At 70.4% G+C, this 14,605-nt stretch carries 11 protein-coding genes; 7 read left to right on the forward strand and 4 right to left on the reverse strand.

The window, feature by feature from the left end; all coding sequences use genetic code 11:
* Positions 1–72: 72 nt before the first annotated feature.
* The 6 genes from AC07FJ_RS01505 to AC07FJ_RS01530 all read left to right on the forward strand — a co-directional run bounded on the left by AC07FJ_RS01505 (position 73) and on the right by AC07FJ_RS01530 (position 10,475).
* A complete protein-coding gene (locus AC07FJ_RS01505) occupies positions 73–1,455 on the forward strand; it encodes a glycine--tRNA ligase (RefSeq protein ID WP_361413774.1) in 1,383 nt (460 codons plus the stop codon).
* Positions 1,456–1,615: 160 nt separating this feature from the next.
* Entirely contained in the window at positions 1,616–3,760 is a 2,145-nt protein-coding gene (gene mrdA, locus AC07FJ_RS01510; RefSeq protein WP_479044110.1) for a penicillin-binding protein 2, read from the forward strand.
* Between the two features lie 113 nt (positions 3,761–3,873).
* A complete protein-coding gene (locus AC07FJ_RS01515; protein WP_479044112.1) occupies positions 3,874–4,056 on the forward strand; it encodes a DUF6243 family protein in 183 nt (60 codons plus the stop codon).
* Positions 4,057–4,210: 154 nt separating this feature from the next.
* Positions 4,211–5,350, forward strand: a complete 1,140-nt coding sequence (gene dusB / locus AC07FJ_RS01520; protein WP_468295873.1) for a tRNA dihydrouridine synthase DusB — start codon at positions 4,211–4,213, stop codon at positions 5,348–5,350.
* 682 nt (positions 5,351–6,032) lie between these two features.
* Positions 6,033–8,744 (forward strand): pyruvate, phosphate dikinase, encoded by a 2,712-nt coding sequence (gene ppdK, locus AC07FJ_RS01525; RefSeq protein ID WP_361413784.1) that lies wholly within the window; start codon positions 6,033–6,035, stop codon positions 8,742–8,744.
* 675 nt (positions 8,745–9,419) lie between these two features.
* Positions 9,420–10,475, forward strand: coding sequence for an ArsR/SmtB family transcription factor (locus tag AC07FJ_RS01530; RefSeq protein WP_479044114.1), 1,056 nt, complete (start codon positions 9,420–9,422; stop codon positions 10,473–10,475).
* On the opposite strand, the gene AC07FJ_RS01535 is transcribed toward AC07FJ_RS01530, so the two are convergent.
* Positions 10,445–11,605, reverse strand: a complete 1,161-nt coding sequence (locus AC07FJ_RS01535; RefSeq protein ID WP_479044118.1) for an alkaline phosphatase PhoX — start codon at positions 11,603–11,605, stop codon at positions 10,445–10,447. The genes AC07FJ_RS01530 and AC07FJ_RS01535 overlap by 31 nt on opposite strands.
* 282 nt (positions 11,606–11,887) lie before the next feature.
* Positions 11,888–12,472, reverse strand: a complete 585-nt coding sequence (locus tag AC07FJ_RS01540) for a hypothetical protein (RefSeq protein WP_479044120.1) — start codon at positions 12,470–12,472, stop codon at positions 11,888–11,890.
* A 199-nt stretch (positions 12,473–12,671) separates the two neighbouring features.
* Here AC07FJ_RS01540 and AC07FJ_RS01545 point away from each other — a divergent pair, with 199 nt between their 5' ends.
* A complete protein-coding gene (locus AC07FJ_RS01545) occupies positions 12,672–13,076 on the forward strand; it encodes a VOC family protein (protein ID WP_361413796.1) in 405 nt (134 codons plus the stop codon).
* 16 nt (positions 13,077–13,092) lie between these two features.
* Here AC07FJ_RS01545 and AC07FJ_RS01550 read toward each other — a convergent pair whose 3' ends face one another.
* Together AC07FJ_RS01550 and AC07FJ_RS01555 are read right to left on the reverse strand one after the other, a co-directional pair.
* Positions 13,093–13,851, reverse strand: a complete 759-nt coding sequence (locus AC07FJ_RS01550) for an SDR family NAD(P)-dependent oxidoreductase (RefSeq protein ID WP_479044123.1) — start codon at positions 13,849–13,851, stop codon at positions 13,093–13,095.
* Positions 13,852–13,997: 146 nt separating this feature from the next.
* Positions 13,998–14,582, reverse strand: a complete 585-nt coding sequence (locus AC07FJ_RS01555) for a TetR/AcrR family transcriptional regulator (protein WP_479044126.1) — start codon at positions 14,580–14,582, stop codon at positions 13,998–14,000.
* Positions 14,583–14,605: the final 23 nt, after the last annotated feature.

The following is a 14,605-nucleotide window of genomic DNA, read 5'->3' on the forward strand; positions in this document are numbered from 1 at the left end:
TGATCCAAGGCCCCCGCGCGCCGCTAATCTGAAGCATTCGCCCTTCCTCATCGTCGTACTGAAGAGAGCACCGTGGCCGCCGACAAGATCGACACCATCGTCAGCCTGAGCAAGCGCCGTGGCTTCGTATACCCCTGCAGCGAGATCTACGGCGGTCAGCGGGCCGCCTGGGACTACGGGCCGCTGGGTGTCGAGCTGAAGGAGAACATCAAGCGCCAGTGGTGGCGTTACATGGTCACCTCGCGTGAGGACGTCGTCGGTCTCGACTCGTCGGTGATCCTGGCCCCCGAGGTCTGGGAGGCCTCCGGCCACGTCGCCACCTTCACCGACCCGCTCACCGAGTGCACCTCCTGCCACAAGCGCTTCCGCGCCGACCACCTGGAGGAGGCGTACGAGGAGAAGCACGGCCGCCTCCCCGAGAACGGCCTCGCCGGCCTCAACTGCCCCAACTGCGGCAACAAGGGCACCTTCACCGAGCCCAAGCAGTTCTCCGGCCTGCTCTCCACGCACCTCGGCCCGACCCAGGACTCCGGCTCCGTCGCCTACCTGCGCCCCGAGACGGCGCAGGGCATCTTCACCAACTTCGGGCAGGTGCTGCAGACCTCGCGCAAGAAGCCGCCGTTCGGCATCGCGCAGATGGGCAAGTCCTTCCGGAACGAGATCACTCCGGGCAACTTCATCTTCCGCACCCGCGAGTTCGAGCAGATGGAGATGGAGTTCTTCGTCAAGCCGGGCGAGGACGAGCAGTGGCACGAGTACTGGATGGAGCAGCGCTGGAACTGGTACACGGGCCTGGGTCTCCGTGAGGAGAACATGCGCTGGTACGAGCACCCCAAGGAGAAGCTCTCCCACTACTCCAAGCGCACCGCCGACATCGAGTACCGCTTCCAGTTCGGCGGCAGCGAGTGGGGCGAGCTGGAGGGCGTCGCCAACCGCACCGACTACGACCTGAAGGCCCACTCCAAGGCGTCCGGCAACGACCTGCTCTACTTCGACCAGGAGGCCCAGGAGCGCTGGACCCCGTACGTCATCGAGCCCGCCGCCGGTGTCGGCCGCACCATGCTGGCCTTCCTGCTCGACGCGTACATCGAGGACGAGGCCCCGAACGCCAAGGGCGTCATGGAGAAGCGCACCGTGATGCGCCTCGACCACCGCATCGCGCCGGTCAAGGTCGCCGTGCTGCCGCTGTCCCGCAACGCGCAGCTCTCCCCGAAGGCCAAGGGCCTCGCGGCGGACCTGCGCCAGAACTGGAACATCGACTTCGACGACGCCGGCGCCATCGGCCGCCGTTACCGCCGCCAGGACGAGATCGGCACCCCGTTCTGCGTCACCGTCGACTTCGACACCCTCGACGACAACGCGGTGACCGTGCGCGAGCGCGACACGATGAAGCAGGAGCGCGTCTCCCTGGACCAGATCCAGGGCTACCTCGCGAGCCGCCTCATCGGCTGCTGACGCACCCGCCGTACACGGCCTCGGGCGTCCGCTCCCTCACGGGGGCGGGCGCCCGTCGCGTACGCAGGCGTCAGCGGGACCGGTTCACGGATGGATCTTGCCGTCACCTAAGCTCGGGACACAGGGCGGCAGCAGGGCTGTGCAGGGGGGAGCGGAACACGTGACCAACATTCCGGAGACCGGGCGCACTCCGCGCGTGCGGATACGACTCGTCGTCCTCCAGGTGCTGGTGTTCTCCCTGCTCCTGACCCTCGGCGGCCGCCTCTGGTACATGCAGATCCGCAACGGCCAGGAGTACGCCGAGGAGGCGTCCCGCAACCGCGTGCAGCAGGTCGTCCAGCCCGCCGTGCGCGGCTCGATACTCGACGCGCGCGGCGTACCGCTCGCCGACAACGAGACGCGGCTGGTGGTGTCGGCCTCGCGTACCGAGCTGATGAAGATGAAGGACGACGGCAAGGGCGTCCTCACGCGGCTCGCGGGGGTGCTGGGCATGGCACCGAAGGACGTCATGGACAAGGTCCGCCTCTGTGACGCCGACACCCCGCAGCCGTGCTGGAACGGCTCCCCGTACCAGCCGATCCCCGTCACCGACGAGGCCACCCCGAAGCAGGCGCTGCAGATCCGCGAGCGCGCCGAGGACTTCCCGGGCATCACCGCCGAGCCCACCGCCGTACGCCGCTACACCGCGCCCGGCGGAGCCCGTACCGCCCAGGTCCTCGGCTACCTCTCGCCCGTCACGGACGCGGAGATCGAGAAGGCGAAGCACACCGACTCGCCGTTCCTCCGCTCCGACCAGGTCGGCCGCTCCGGCCTGGAGCGCACGTACGACGAGGCGCTGCGCGGCAAGGCCGGCATCACCCGGTACGAGGTCGACCACCTGGGCCGCGTCCTCGGCGAGGCCCGGCGCGACCCGGCCCGCCCCGGCTCCAACGTCGTCACCTCCATCGACGCGCGCGTGCAGGCGGTCGCCGAGTACGAGCTGAACGAGGCGATGAAGGCGGCCCGCAAGGAGTTCGACCGCAACACCAAGCGGAAGTACGAGGCCGACTCCGGCGCCGTCGTCGTCATGGAGGCCAAGACCGGCCGCATCGTGGCCATGGCCTCCCTTCCGGACTACGACCCCAACGCCTGGGTCGGCGGCATATCCGCGAAGGACTACGCCAAGCTCACCGGCGAGAAGTCCAACTTCCCGCTGCTCAACCGGGCCATCCAGGGCCAGTCGGCGCCCGGCTCCGTCTTCAAGGTCATCCCGACCACCGCCGCCGTCAACGCCGGATACCCGTTCAACGGCCGCTACGACTGCTCCAGTTCGTACTCCATCGGCGACCGGTCCTTCTCGAACTTCGAGTCCAAGGGCTACGGGATGATCGACCTCGGCCGCGCCCTCGAAGTCTCCTGCGACACCGTGTACTACCGGCTGGCGCACGAGGAGTGGCGCAAGGACGGCGGCACCAAGCCGAAGAAGAACGCCAAGGACATCCTCTACACCACCGCCCGCCAGTACGGGCTCGGCAAGGAGACCGGCATCGACCTGCCCAACGAGGTCAAGGGCCGGGTCCCGGACCGCCGGTGGAAGCAGGACTACTGGGAGGCCAACAAGGACGCCTGGTGCAAGCAGGGCAAGAGGAACGGCTCGTACACGCAGCGGATCGCGTACGAGAACTGCGTCTCCTTCAAGGACCTGCGCGCCGGCGACTCCGTGAACTACTCCATCGGACAGGGCGACACCCTCGTCACGCCGATCCAGATGGCCACCATCTACGCCGCACTCTCCAACGGCGGCACCCTCTACACCCCGAGCGTCGGCAAGGCGATCGTCAGCCCCGACGGCCGCGCGGTCCAGGAGATCAAGCCCAAGGCGCACGGCAGGCTGCCCGTCGACAAGAAGCTGCTGGAGCAGATGGGCGACGCCCTCGCCGGAGTCGCCACGCGCGGCACCGCCGCCTGGCGGTTCGGCGGCTGGCCGCAGGACAAGATCCCGATGCACGCCAAGACGGGTACGGCCGAGGTCTACGGCAAGCAGACGACGTCGTGGTTCGCCACGTACACCAAGGACTACTCGATCGTCATGACGATCTCCCAGGGCGGTACGGGCTCCGGCGCGTCCGGACCCGCCGTGCGCAACATCTACGACGCGCTGTACGGCCTCGACAAGCAGGGCAACCAGGACCTCAAGCGTGCCCTGCTGCCCCAGCCGCAGACGACGCTGCCGAAGATCCAGCCGGACGGCACGATCGACGCGCCGCCCGTCCAGCCGTACAGGCCGGCCCGGCCGTCCGGGGCGGCGGCCACGCCGAAAAGCTGATGCGCGGCGGGGTGCCGGGGGCTACCGTCGACGGCATGTGGTTCTTCCAGATCTACGAGTGAGATCCCCCAGGTACGACGTTCCGATCACTTCTCACCACGTTGGGAGACACCGTGGCCAAGAGCCGTAACAACCTTCTCGGCGTCGGCGGACAGCGCAAGAAGCTGTCCCGTGCCGACCAGCAGGGCTCCGCGCCGGCGCGCGCCGCCGACCGCAGGGCGGCCGCCGACCAGAAGCAGGAGCTGCTGCGCAAGATGCGCGAGCGGGCGGAGGGCAAGCCGCAGCAGGAGAGCTGACGCCCGCGGCCCCGCGCGTACGGGGGACTGAGCGTCCGGGGGACGGAAGGGCTCGGGCGGATCGTCGCCCGGGCCCTTCCGTGTGCCGCCCTCCAGGGGGCCGGGCTCCGGGCGTCCGGCGGGGCGTGTGCGCGGGTGGGTGACAATGGGGGGCATGACCGCGTTCAGTCCTCTCTCCATCGGGCCGCACGTCGTGCAGCCGCCGGTGGTGCTCGCGCCGATGGCCGGCATCACGAATGCTCCGTTCCGCACCCTGTGCCGCGAGTTCAGCGGCGGGAAGGGGCTGTTCGTGAGCGAGATGATCACCACGCGGGCGCTGGTCGAGCGCAACGAGAAGACCATGCAGCTGATCCACTTCGACGCGAGCGAGACGCCCCGGTCGATCCAGCTGTACGGAGTCGACCCGGTGACGGTCGGCAAGGCGGTCCGGATGATCGTCGACGAGGACCTCGCCGATCACATCGACCTGAACTTCGGCTGCCCGGTCCCGAAGGTCACCCGCAAGGGCGGCGGCTCCGCCCTCCCCTACAAGCGCCCGCTGCTGCGGGCGATCCTGAACGAGGCCGTCTCCAACGCCGGAGACCTGCCGGTCACCATGAAGATGCGCAAGGGCATCGACGACGACCACATCACGTACCTGGACGCGGGGCGCATAGCCGTCGAGGAGGGCGTCACCGCGATCGCCCTGCACGGCCGCACGGCCGCCCAGCACTACGGCGGCACGGCGGACTGGGACGCCATCGCCCGGCTGAAGGAGCACGTGCCGGAGATCCCCGTGCTCGGCAACGGCGACATCTGGTGCGCCGAGGACGCGCTGCGCATGATGCGCGAGACCGGCTGCGACGGCGTCGTGGTCGGGCGCGGCTGCCTGGGCCGCCCGTGGCTCTTCGGCGACCTGGTCGGCGCCTTCGAGGGTACGGGGGCCTCGGCGGCGCCCACGCTGCGCGAGGTCGCGGACGTCATGGTGCGGCACGCGCAGCTGCTGGGTGAGTGGATCGGGGACGAGACGCGGGGCGTCATCGACTTCCGCAAGCACGTGGCCTGGTACCTGAAGGGCTTCGCGGTGGGCTCGGAGATGCGCAAGCGGCTGGCGGTGACGTCGTCGCTGGACGAGCTGCGCGCTCAGTTGAGCGAGCTGGACCTGGAGCAGGCGTGGCCGCTGGGCGCGGACGGGCCGCGCGGGCGGACGTCCGGCAACAACCGGGTCGTCCTGCCGGACGGCTGGCTCAAGGACCCGTACGACTGCTCGGCGGTCGTGGGCGCGGAAGCCGAACTGGACACCTCGGGGGGCTGAGCGGCCGTCGACGCCGCCGTCGCCGCTCTGGCGCCGCTGTCGCCGGCCGTATCCCAGCCCTGCCTGCGCTGTCGCCGGCCGTACCCCCGCCCACCTGCGCTGTTCGGCTGCGGGCCGGGCGGGGTGCGCCCGGCCCGCAGCCGGGCCTGTGTTTCCCGCCGGTGCCAACCGGCCCCACCCCGCTCCCCACCCGCGCCCACCCCGCACCCCCGTGCCAGCCGTGCCGGCGGCGCCGCGTGCGCCGGGACGCTCCCGCGCGAGGAGGTGCCTGCGCCGGGAGGCGCCTCCACCTGTCCTACCGCGGTCCGGATGCTGGAATTTTCGGTGATCAGCGCGCGTGATTCTCGCCACCCCTGATAGGGGTTGCGCTCAGATGAGCGCACGCGATGCGACTGTACTTTTCAAAGGGTGGCACCCAGTGCCACCCTTCTTGTGTTCAAGAGTTGAACTCACTTGGCTCACTGCTCGCTCATGTGAGCACTTGAGCTCAGCTTTTGGTCAACCGGCATTCAGGTGTTGAAGGAATAGCTGCCCGCTTTGTTACTGGCGAGTTGCCTGCGATCTGGTGGCGGACGGGTGGTTAAGGCCGCATGACGGGTAAGTGGACGTACCCAGAAGCCTTCGATCTGGGTATGTTCCTCGCCGTCAGGGCAGCCACCGAGTCCTCGAGGAGTCGAGACCCGTGTCGGAAATCAAAGATCAGAAGTTCGTGTACGACTTCACCGAGGGCAACAAGGACCTCAAGGACCTGCTCGGCGGAAAAGGTGCCAACCTCGCCGAGATGACCAACCTTGGTCTCCCCGTCCCTCCCGGCTTCACCATCACCACCGAAGCCTGCAAGGTGTACCTCGAGAGCGGCGACGAGCCGGTCGAGCTGAGGGACGAGGTCACCGCGCACCTCGACGCGCTCGAGAAGAAGATGGGCAAGAAGCTCGGCCAGGCCGACAACCCCCTCCTCGTCTCGGTCCGCTCGGGCGCGAAGTTCTCGATGCCCGGCATGATGGACACCGTCCTCAACATCGGACTCTCCGACAAGTCCGTCGAGGGCCTCGCCAAGCAGGCCGGCGACGAGCGCTTCGCGTGGGACTCGTACCGCCGTCTGATCCAGATGTTCGGCAAGACCGTCCTCGGCGTGGACGGCGAGCTCTTCGAGGAGGCCCTCGAAGAGGCCAAGGCCGCCAAGAAGATCACCGTCGACACCGACCTCGACGCGGGCGACCTGAAGAAGCTGGTCAAGCAGTTCAAGAAGATCGTCAAGGCCGAGGCCGGGCGCGACTTCCCGCAGGACCCGCGCGAGCAGATGGACCTCGCCATCAAGGCCGTCTTCGACTCCTGGAACGGCGACCGCGCGAAGCTGTACCGCCGCCAGGAGCGCATCCCGCACGACCTCGGCACCGCGGTCAACGTCTGCTCCATGGTCTTCGGCAACCTCGGCCCCGACTCCGGCACCGGCGTCGCCTTCACCCGCGACCCCGCCTCCGGCCACCAGGGCGTCTACGGCGACTACCTCCAGAACGCCCAGGGCGAGGACGTCGTCGCCGGCATCCGCAACACCGTGCCGCTGGCCGACCTCGAGTCGATCGACAAGAAGTCGTACGACCAGCTGATGCAGATCATGGAGACGCTGGAGAACCACTACAAGGATCTCTGCGACATCGAGTTCACCATCGAGCGCGGCCAGCTGTGGATGCTCCAGACCCGTGTCGGCAAGCGCACCGCCGGTGCCGCCTTCCGCATCGCGACGCAGCTCGTCGACCAGGGCCTCATCGACGAGGCCGAGGCGCTCCAGCGCGTCAACGGCGCCCAGCTCGCGCAGCTGATGTTCCCGCGCTTCGACGAGAAGGCCGAGGTCCAGCAGGTCGGCCGCGGCATCGCCGCCTCCCCGGGCGCGGCCGTCGGCAAGGCCGTCTTCGACTCGTACACCGCCGTCAAGTGGTCCCGGTCCGGCGAGAAGGTCATCCTGATCCGCCGTGAGACCAACCCGGACGACCTGGACGGCATGATCGCCGCCGAGGGCATCCTCACCTCGCGCGGCGGCAAGACCTCCCACGCGGCCGTCGTCGCGCGCGGCATGGGCAAGACCTGTGTCTGCGGCGCCGAGGAGCTCGAGGTCGACACCAAGCGCCGCCGCATGACCGTGCCCGGCGGGCACGTCGTCGAGGAGGGCGACGTCGTCTCCATCGACGGCTCCACCGGCAAGGTGTACCTCGGTGAGGTCCCGGTCGTGCCGTCGCCGGTCGTCGAGTACTTCGAGGGCCGCATGCACGCGGGCGCCGACGACGCCGACGAGCTGGTCCAGGCCGTCCACCGGATCATGGCCTACGCGGACCGGGTACGCCGGCTGCGCGTACGCGCCAACGCCGACAACGCCGAGGACGCGCTGCGCGCCCGCCGCTTCGGTGCGCAGGGCATCGGCCTGTGCCGCACCGAGCACATGTTCCTCGGCGAGCGCCGCGAGTACGTCGAGCGCCTGATCCTCGCCGACACGGACGCCGAGCGCGACGACGCCCTCAAGGCCCTGCTGCCGCTGCAGAAGCAGGACTTCGTCGAGCTGTTCGAGGCGATGGACGGCCTGCCGGTCACGGTCCGCCTCCTCGACCCGCCGCTGCACGAGTTCCTGCCCGACATCACCGAGCTGTCGGTGCGCGTCGCCCTCGCCGAGGCCCGCAAGGAGCCGCACGAGAACGAGCTGCGCCTGCTCCAGGCCGTGCACCGGCTGCACGAGCAGAACCCGATGCTGGGTCTGCGCGGCGTACGCCTCGGCCTGGTCATCCCCGGTCTGTTCACCATGCAGGTGCGGGCCATCGCCGAGGCCGCGGCCCAGCGCATCGAGGCGAAGGGCGACCCGCGCGCGGAGATCATGATCCCGCTCGTCGGCACCGTGCAGGAGCTGGAGCTCGTCCGCGACGAGGCCGAGCAGGTCATCGCCGAGGTGCAGGCCCAGACCGGCGTCGAGCTGAAGCTCGCGCTCGGCACGATGATCGAGCTGCCGCGCGCCGCGGTGACCGCCGGTCAGATCGCCGAGTGCGCGGAGTTCTTCTCCTTCGGTACGAACGACCTCACCCAGACCGTGTGGGGCTTCTCCCGCGACGACGTGGAAGCGAGCTTCTTCACGGCGTACCTGGAGAAGGGCATCTTCGGCGTCAGCCCGTTCGAGACCATCGACAAGGACGGCGTCGGCGCGCTCGTGCGCAGCGCGGTCGAGTCGGGCCGGGCCACCCGCCCCGACATCAAGCTCGGTGTCTGCGGTGAGCACGGCGGCGACCCCGAGTCGGTGCACTTCTTCCACGAGGTGGGTCTCGACTACGTCTCCTGCTCGCCCTTCCGGATCCCGGTGGCGCGCCTGGAGGCGGGCCGCGCGGCAGCGCAGTCGTCGGGCAGCGACAGCCGCTGAGCCGAGCCGTGCCCGGCCACTGAGGCCGGGCCCAGCCCGGCCCTGGCGCCGGGTCCGGTCCGGCCCTGACGCCGGGCCTCGCCCGGCCGCTGACGCCGGGTCCTGTCCGACCGTCCCCTGGCCCCGCCCGGCCCGGACGGTCGGGCTCCGAGTCACCGGAGCCGCCGTTGGTCCCCGACCCTCACCGATCGGCGGCGGCTCCGGGTCGCAAGAGAGACGGGGCGGACACCTTGTGCGGAGGTGTCCGCCCCGTCATATTTCGTCCGGGTATTTCGTTCGAGTGCCGCTGCCTATTCCCGCGGCGTTACGGGCGGTTGAATTCCGGGCTGTTGAAGAGCGGACTTCAGGTGCCCGCTCGAATTGCGCCATTCGCCCCGCAAACAATGGGCGGAGCGCGGCCACCGGATCCCCACCCGCCGACCGCGCCCCATTACCCCTGCCGGACAGGAGAGCCGCAACCTGTCAGGACCGCCGCCGGACGTGAGAAGCCCCCCACGGTCTTCACCACGTCACCTCGGTCCTGACGGTTTCCCGTCCGACGGCGTACAGCTTTTCGGTTTACACCCTGCCTCCGCGATGCGTTTCAACTGTGGCTGAAATGCCGTGGTGACGTCCTGTGATGGCGTGCATACTCAGTGGTGGGGGGTGATTGCGGATGCAACAGGTGGGGGTTCAGTGCTGCGTATACATTTCACCGGGGCCGACCTTGCCGGGGTTCGGATGGCGGCCCGGCCGGATGTGTTGTGGGAAACCGTCCTCAGCTTTCACCGATTGCGGGACCGGCGCGGTGCCCTCGTCTACGGAGAATGGCGCTCGGAAACCCGCACGCGGTTGAACGGTGAAACACGGTTGCTGGGGGCACTCGTCCCGCAGCGGGGCTATTTCCCGGACTTCCTGACGCCCCCCGAGGGGCTCGGCGGCCTCGACACGGCTCTGGAGGCCGTACGGGAGACCCCGCCCGCCCGGATCGGCACCGAGCTGGCCCTGCTCGCCGCCTCGCGGCCCGGCGCGGCGCCGCTGCCCGGTTGGGCCGCCGGACTCCGGGAGGGCCGTCCCGAGCCGTTCAGCCGGCTGCTGGGGGCGCTGCGCGGCTACCACCGCGCGGCCATCGAGCCCTACTGGACGTACATCCAGTCCCGTGTGGAGGCCGACCGCGCCGTGCGCGGCCGGGCGCTGCTCGACGGCGGCGCCGACGAACTGCTGGCCTCCCTGCCGCCGACGCTGCGCTGGCGCTCGCCCGTGCTGGAGGCGGACTACCCGGTCGACCGGGACCTGTACCTCGACGGGCGGGGACTGCTGCTGCAGCCGTCGTTCTTCTGCCGGGGCACCCCGGTCGTCTACCGCGACCCGGAGCTGCCGCCCGTGCTGGTGTACCCGGTGACGCACTCCGACGCCCCGGCGGCCGGCGAGCCGGCCGGCGGCGGCGCCGCGTCGTCCTCACTCGGCCGGCTCGTCGGGCACACCCGCTCCGCCGTCCTCAAGGCCATCGGCCACGGCGGCACGACCAGCGAACTGGCCCGCCGGGCCGGGGTGTCGCTCGCCTCCGCCAGCCAGCACGCGGGCGTGCTCCGCGAGGCGGGCCTGGTGGTCACGCTGCGCCAGGGCAGCTCCGTCCTGCACACGCTGACGCCGCTGGGCGCCGCCCTCCTGCACGGCGGCGCCCAGTACGGCCGGATCCCGCAGCAGCAGCGGCGGCGGAGTTACGCCCGGAACGGGCCCGTCACCTCGTAGGTGATGCCGCCCGACGAGCTGCCCGTCGTACCGCGCTGGCTGGAGAAGTACAGCCGCTTGCCGTCCGGCGAGAAGGCCGGCCCGCAGATCTCCGAACCGGACTGGCCCTCGATGCGCAGGAACGGCGCCACGACGTCGTCCGGCGTGACGATGCAGATGTCCATCGAGCCGCCGTCCTCCGCGATGTACAGGTCGCCGGAGGACGCGCCGGTGACGTTGTCCACGCCGGTCAGCGGGGCGGTGCCGCTGGTGACGAGCGAGTCGTCGTAGGCCAGCTCGTAGGTGCTGGTGGCGAGGTTCAGCTGCCAGAGGCGGCCGTCGCCCTTGGTGGTGAACCAGACGGTGTCGTTGGCGTAGTAGCAGCCCTCGCCGCCGTTGAACTTCTTCGCGCCGGAGACCTGGCTGCGGGTGGCGGTGGGGGAGCCGTCCGGGTCGGGGACGGTGGCCCAGGTGAAGCCGCCGGACGTGGCGGTGCCCGCCTTGAGCACCTGGAGCGTGCCCGTGGACAGGTCGCCCCAGGTGGAGGGGACGAAGCGGTAGAAGCAGCCGTCCGACTTGTCCTCGGTCAGGTAGATCACCCTGCGGACCGGGTCGGCGGCCGCGGCCTCGTGGTTGAAGCGGCCCATGGCGGGGTGGCGGACGGCCGCCTTCACGCCCCAGGGGTCGGTCTCGTAGACGTACCCCGTGTCCACCTCCTCGCAGGACAGCCAGGTGTTCCACGGCGTCGCGCCGCCCGCGCAGTTGCGGTTGGTGTTGGAGAGGATGCGGTAGGCGCCGGTGATGGCGCCGGTCGCGGAGAACTTGATCGCGCTCGCGCCGCCCGTGGAGGAGATCTCGGAGTTGGAGACGTAGATCCAGCCCGTGCCGTCCGCGAAACAGGCGCCGCCGTCCGGCGCGTTGTGCCAGGTGTACGAGGTGGAGCCGACCTTCTGGCCGGACCGGGCTATCACCCGGCTGGTGAAGCCGCTGGGCAGCCGGATGCCGTTGGCGTCCGCCGCGCCGAGCGCCCCGTACGGGCCCGGGCCCGGCTGTGCGGGCGCCGCGTAGGCCGCGCCGCGCATCAGGGTGAAGCCGAAGGCGGCGGCCGAGCCGCCGATGACCGCTCCGCGCAGGAAACTGCGACGTTCCACTTGTCACTCCAGGAGGGGGTGTGAGCCTGCCGCGCGGCCGGACGGCCGGCGGGGTCGCGCGCTTGGAGGAACCTAGAACTCCGGCATGGGTCCTGCATTGACGGTGCATCAACAACCGGTGAAGGGGAAGCGGCGAGAGGCCGGGCCGGTGGTCGAGTTCCGGCCTTTTGTGGTCGGGCTCGGTCCTGCTCGTGCGAACTCGATCGAAGTCGGTCGGACTTGGTCGGGGGAGGGGGGCGGTGGGGGCGAGACTCGGTCGGGGCTCGGCAGGTGCGCCCGGCCTCAGCCCTCCAGGAGTCGCTTCAGCTCCGTCAGCCGCTCCCGCCAGAAGCTCCGGTACGCGGCGACCGCGTCCGCGTCCGGCAGCTTCGTGTGGCCCAGGCCGATCTGCGTCCCGCCCTCGCCCTTCGGGGTCAGGCGGACCGCGACACGGCTCGTCGCGCCGCCCCAGTCGGCGGTCAGCGACCGGCCCGGGCGGTGCGTCCGCAGCGCGAAGTCCCCCTCCGGGACGTCCGGAAGCCAGCGCCGGCGCAGCTCCGGGTCGGCGAACGCCTCGGAGACCAGCTCCGGCGGGACGCTCACCGCCTTGCTGACGGACACCTGCCAGTCGCCCGCGCTGGACTGGCCGACCTGCCGCAGGCCCCGCTCCTGCTCGTACCCGACGGTGATCGACTGGGCGTGCCAGCCCGGCACCCCGTACGCCTCGACGAGGTGGCGGGCGATCTCGGTGTGGGAGCGCCCGGTCGCGGCGCCCCAGGCGTCGAGCAGGGCGAACCAGCCGTCCCAGTCCTTGCCGGTGGCGGCGGCCAGGGCGTCGCCCGACAGCTTCTGTGTGATCCGCCGGCCCGGGGAGCTCGCGGGGCTCATGAGGCCGACGCTAGGTGGGGGTGCGCGGGCCCGCAAGGTGAGGGAGATTTTTTTCGAGAGGTGTTCCGAGGGAGCGATGAGTTTCCGAAGAGTGCCGGGTCTACCCCTTCGACAGCACACGGCGCCACGGCACACGGCGCCACGGCACACGGCGCCACGCCACACGCCGCACGGCAACCGCACCGAACGGATGGATGACATGCCTCAGATGATCTTCGTGAACCTGCCCGTCAAGGACCTGGAGGTCTCCAAGGCCTTCTGGGGCAAGCTCGGCTACTCCTTCAACGAGCAGTTCACCGACGAGAACGCCGCCTGCCTGGTGTTCAGCGACACCATCTTCGCGATGCTCCTCACCGAGCAGCGCTTCAAGGACTTCACGAAGAAGGAGATCGCCGACGCGCGGACGTCGACGGAGGCGATCATCGCGCTGAGTGCCGACAGCCGGGAGAAGGTGGACGAGCTGGCCGACGCCGCCCTGGCGGCCGGTGGCTCCCCGGCCAACGACCCCCAGGACTACGGCATGATGTACGGCCGCTCCTTCCAGGACCCCGACCACCACCTGTGGGAGGTCATGTGGATGGACCCGTCGGCCGTCCAGGGCTGAGACCCGGGTCGGCCCCTTACGCCGCGGCGCCGCCGTCCACCACCAGATCGGTTCCGACGACCGCCCCGGCCGCCGGGGACGCCAGGTACAGCACGGCGGCGGCGACCTCTTCGGCGGAGGTCAGGCGCCCGAGGGGTGTGGTCAGCCGGGCCGCCCGCTCCTCATGGGTCTCGCCGGGCAGCAGCGACATCGGGGCCTCGGAGGCGCCGGGGCTGACCGCGTTGATCCGGATGCCGTCCGCGATGTGGTCGAGAGCGGCGATACGGGTCAGTACGGAGACGGCGGCCTTGCCGACCGCGTAGCCGGCGAGGCCCGGCACGCGGACGTGCGCACCGAGGTTGGAGCCGACGTTGACGATCGCGCCGCCGCCGTTCGCCCGCATGTGGGCGATCTCGGCCTGGAGCGCGTACAGCACTCCGGTGACGTTGATGTCGAGCATCGCCTGCCAGTCCGCCGGGTCGAGGTCGCCGACCGGGCTGCCCCCGCCGCGCAGTACGGCGGCGTTGTTGACCGCCACGTCCAGCCCGCCGAAGCGGTCGACGGTGCGCCGCACCAGGGCGTGTACGTCGTCGGCGCGGCTCACGTCGGCGGTGAAGGCGGCCGCCGTGCCGCCCTCCTTCTCGATCAGGGCGACGGTCTCGTCGAGGGTCGCGGCGGTGCGCCCGGCCACGGCGACCGAGGCGCCCTCGGCGGCGAAGGCGAGCGCGATGGCCCGGCCGAGGCCGGAGCCCGCGCCGGTGACGAGAGCGGTGGTGCCGGTGAAGCGTGCGGACATGATCGTCTCCTCCATTAATTTTTGACCGAACGTTCCAATTTGAGGGCGGAAAGCAGGGGTGCCCGTGCCTCGGGCACCCCTTGTCGAGCCGTTGTGGTCGGTCTGTTGTGGTCTGTTGTGGTCGGTGTGTCGTGGTCGGTGTGTGGTCAGTCCAGCAGTGCCAGGGCCTGCTCGGCCGCGTCCCGCACCCGTGCCGGATCGCCGGACGCCTTGCCCACGACGCGCAGACCCTGCATCAGCACCAGCAGCATCCGGGCCAGCGCGCGCGGATCGCGGTCGGCCGCCAGCTCCCCCTGGGCCCGTGCCCGCACCAGGGCGGAGTGCAGCATCGTCTCGATGTGCTCCCAGGCGATCTCCACGCGGCGGGTCGCGGCCCGGTCGCGCGGCGCCAGCTCGGCGGCGGTGTTGGTGAAGAAGCAGCCGGTCAGCCGCTCGTCGTCGTCGGACGCCTCGGCGGCGAACCGCCGCACCACCGCCCGTACGGCCGGAAGGGCCGGACCGGGCCGGGACAGCTCGTCCATCAGGTGCGGCTCGCGGGTCTCCGCGTACCGGTCCATGGCCTTCAGGTACAGCTCGTGCTTGTTGCCGAAGGTCGCGTAGATGCTGGCGCGGCCGATGCCGAGGCGGTCCACGAGGTCCGCCATCGACGTCGCCTCGTAGCCGCGCTCCCAGAACAGCTCGAGGGCCGACTGGAGCGCGGCGTCCGGATCGAATTCCTTGGTCCTGGCCACGGACAGGACTCTAGATCAAACTG

Source organism: Streptomyces sp. NPDC045998 (genome assembly GCF_056430285.1).

Coding starts and splice junctions, on each gene's coding strand:
- dusB (WP_468295873.1), top strand. CDS start 4,211: ATGACCGCGTTCAGTCCTCTCTCCATCGGGCCGCACGTCGTGCAGCCG.
- AC07FJ_RS01540 (WP_479044120.1), bottom strand. CDS start 12,472: ATGAGCCCCGCGAGCTCCCCGGGCCGGCGGATCACACAGAAGCTGTCG.
- AC07FJ_RS01545 (WP_361413796.1), top strand. CDS start 12,672: ATGCCTCAGATGATCTTCGTGAACCTGCCCGTCAAGGACCTGGAGGTC.
- AC07FJ_RS01550 (WP_479044123.1), bottom strand. CDS start 13,851: ATGTCCGCACGCTTCACCGGCACCACCGCTCTCGTCACCGGCGCGGGC.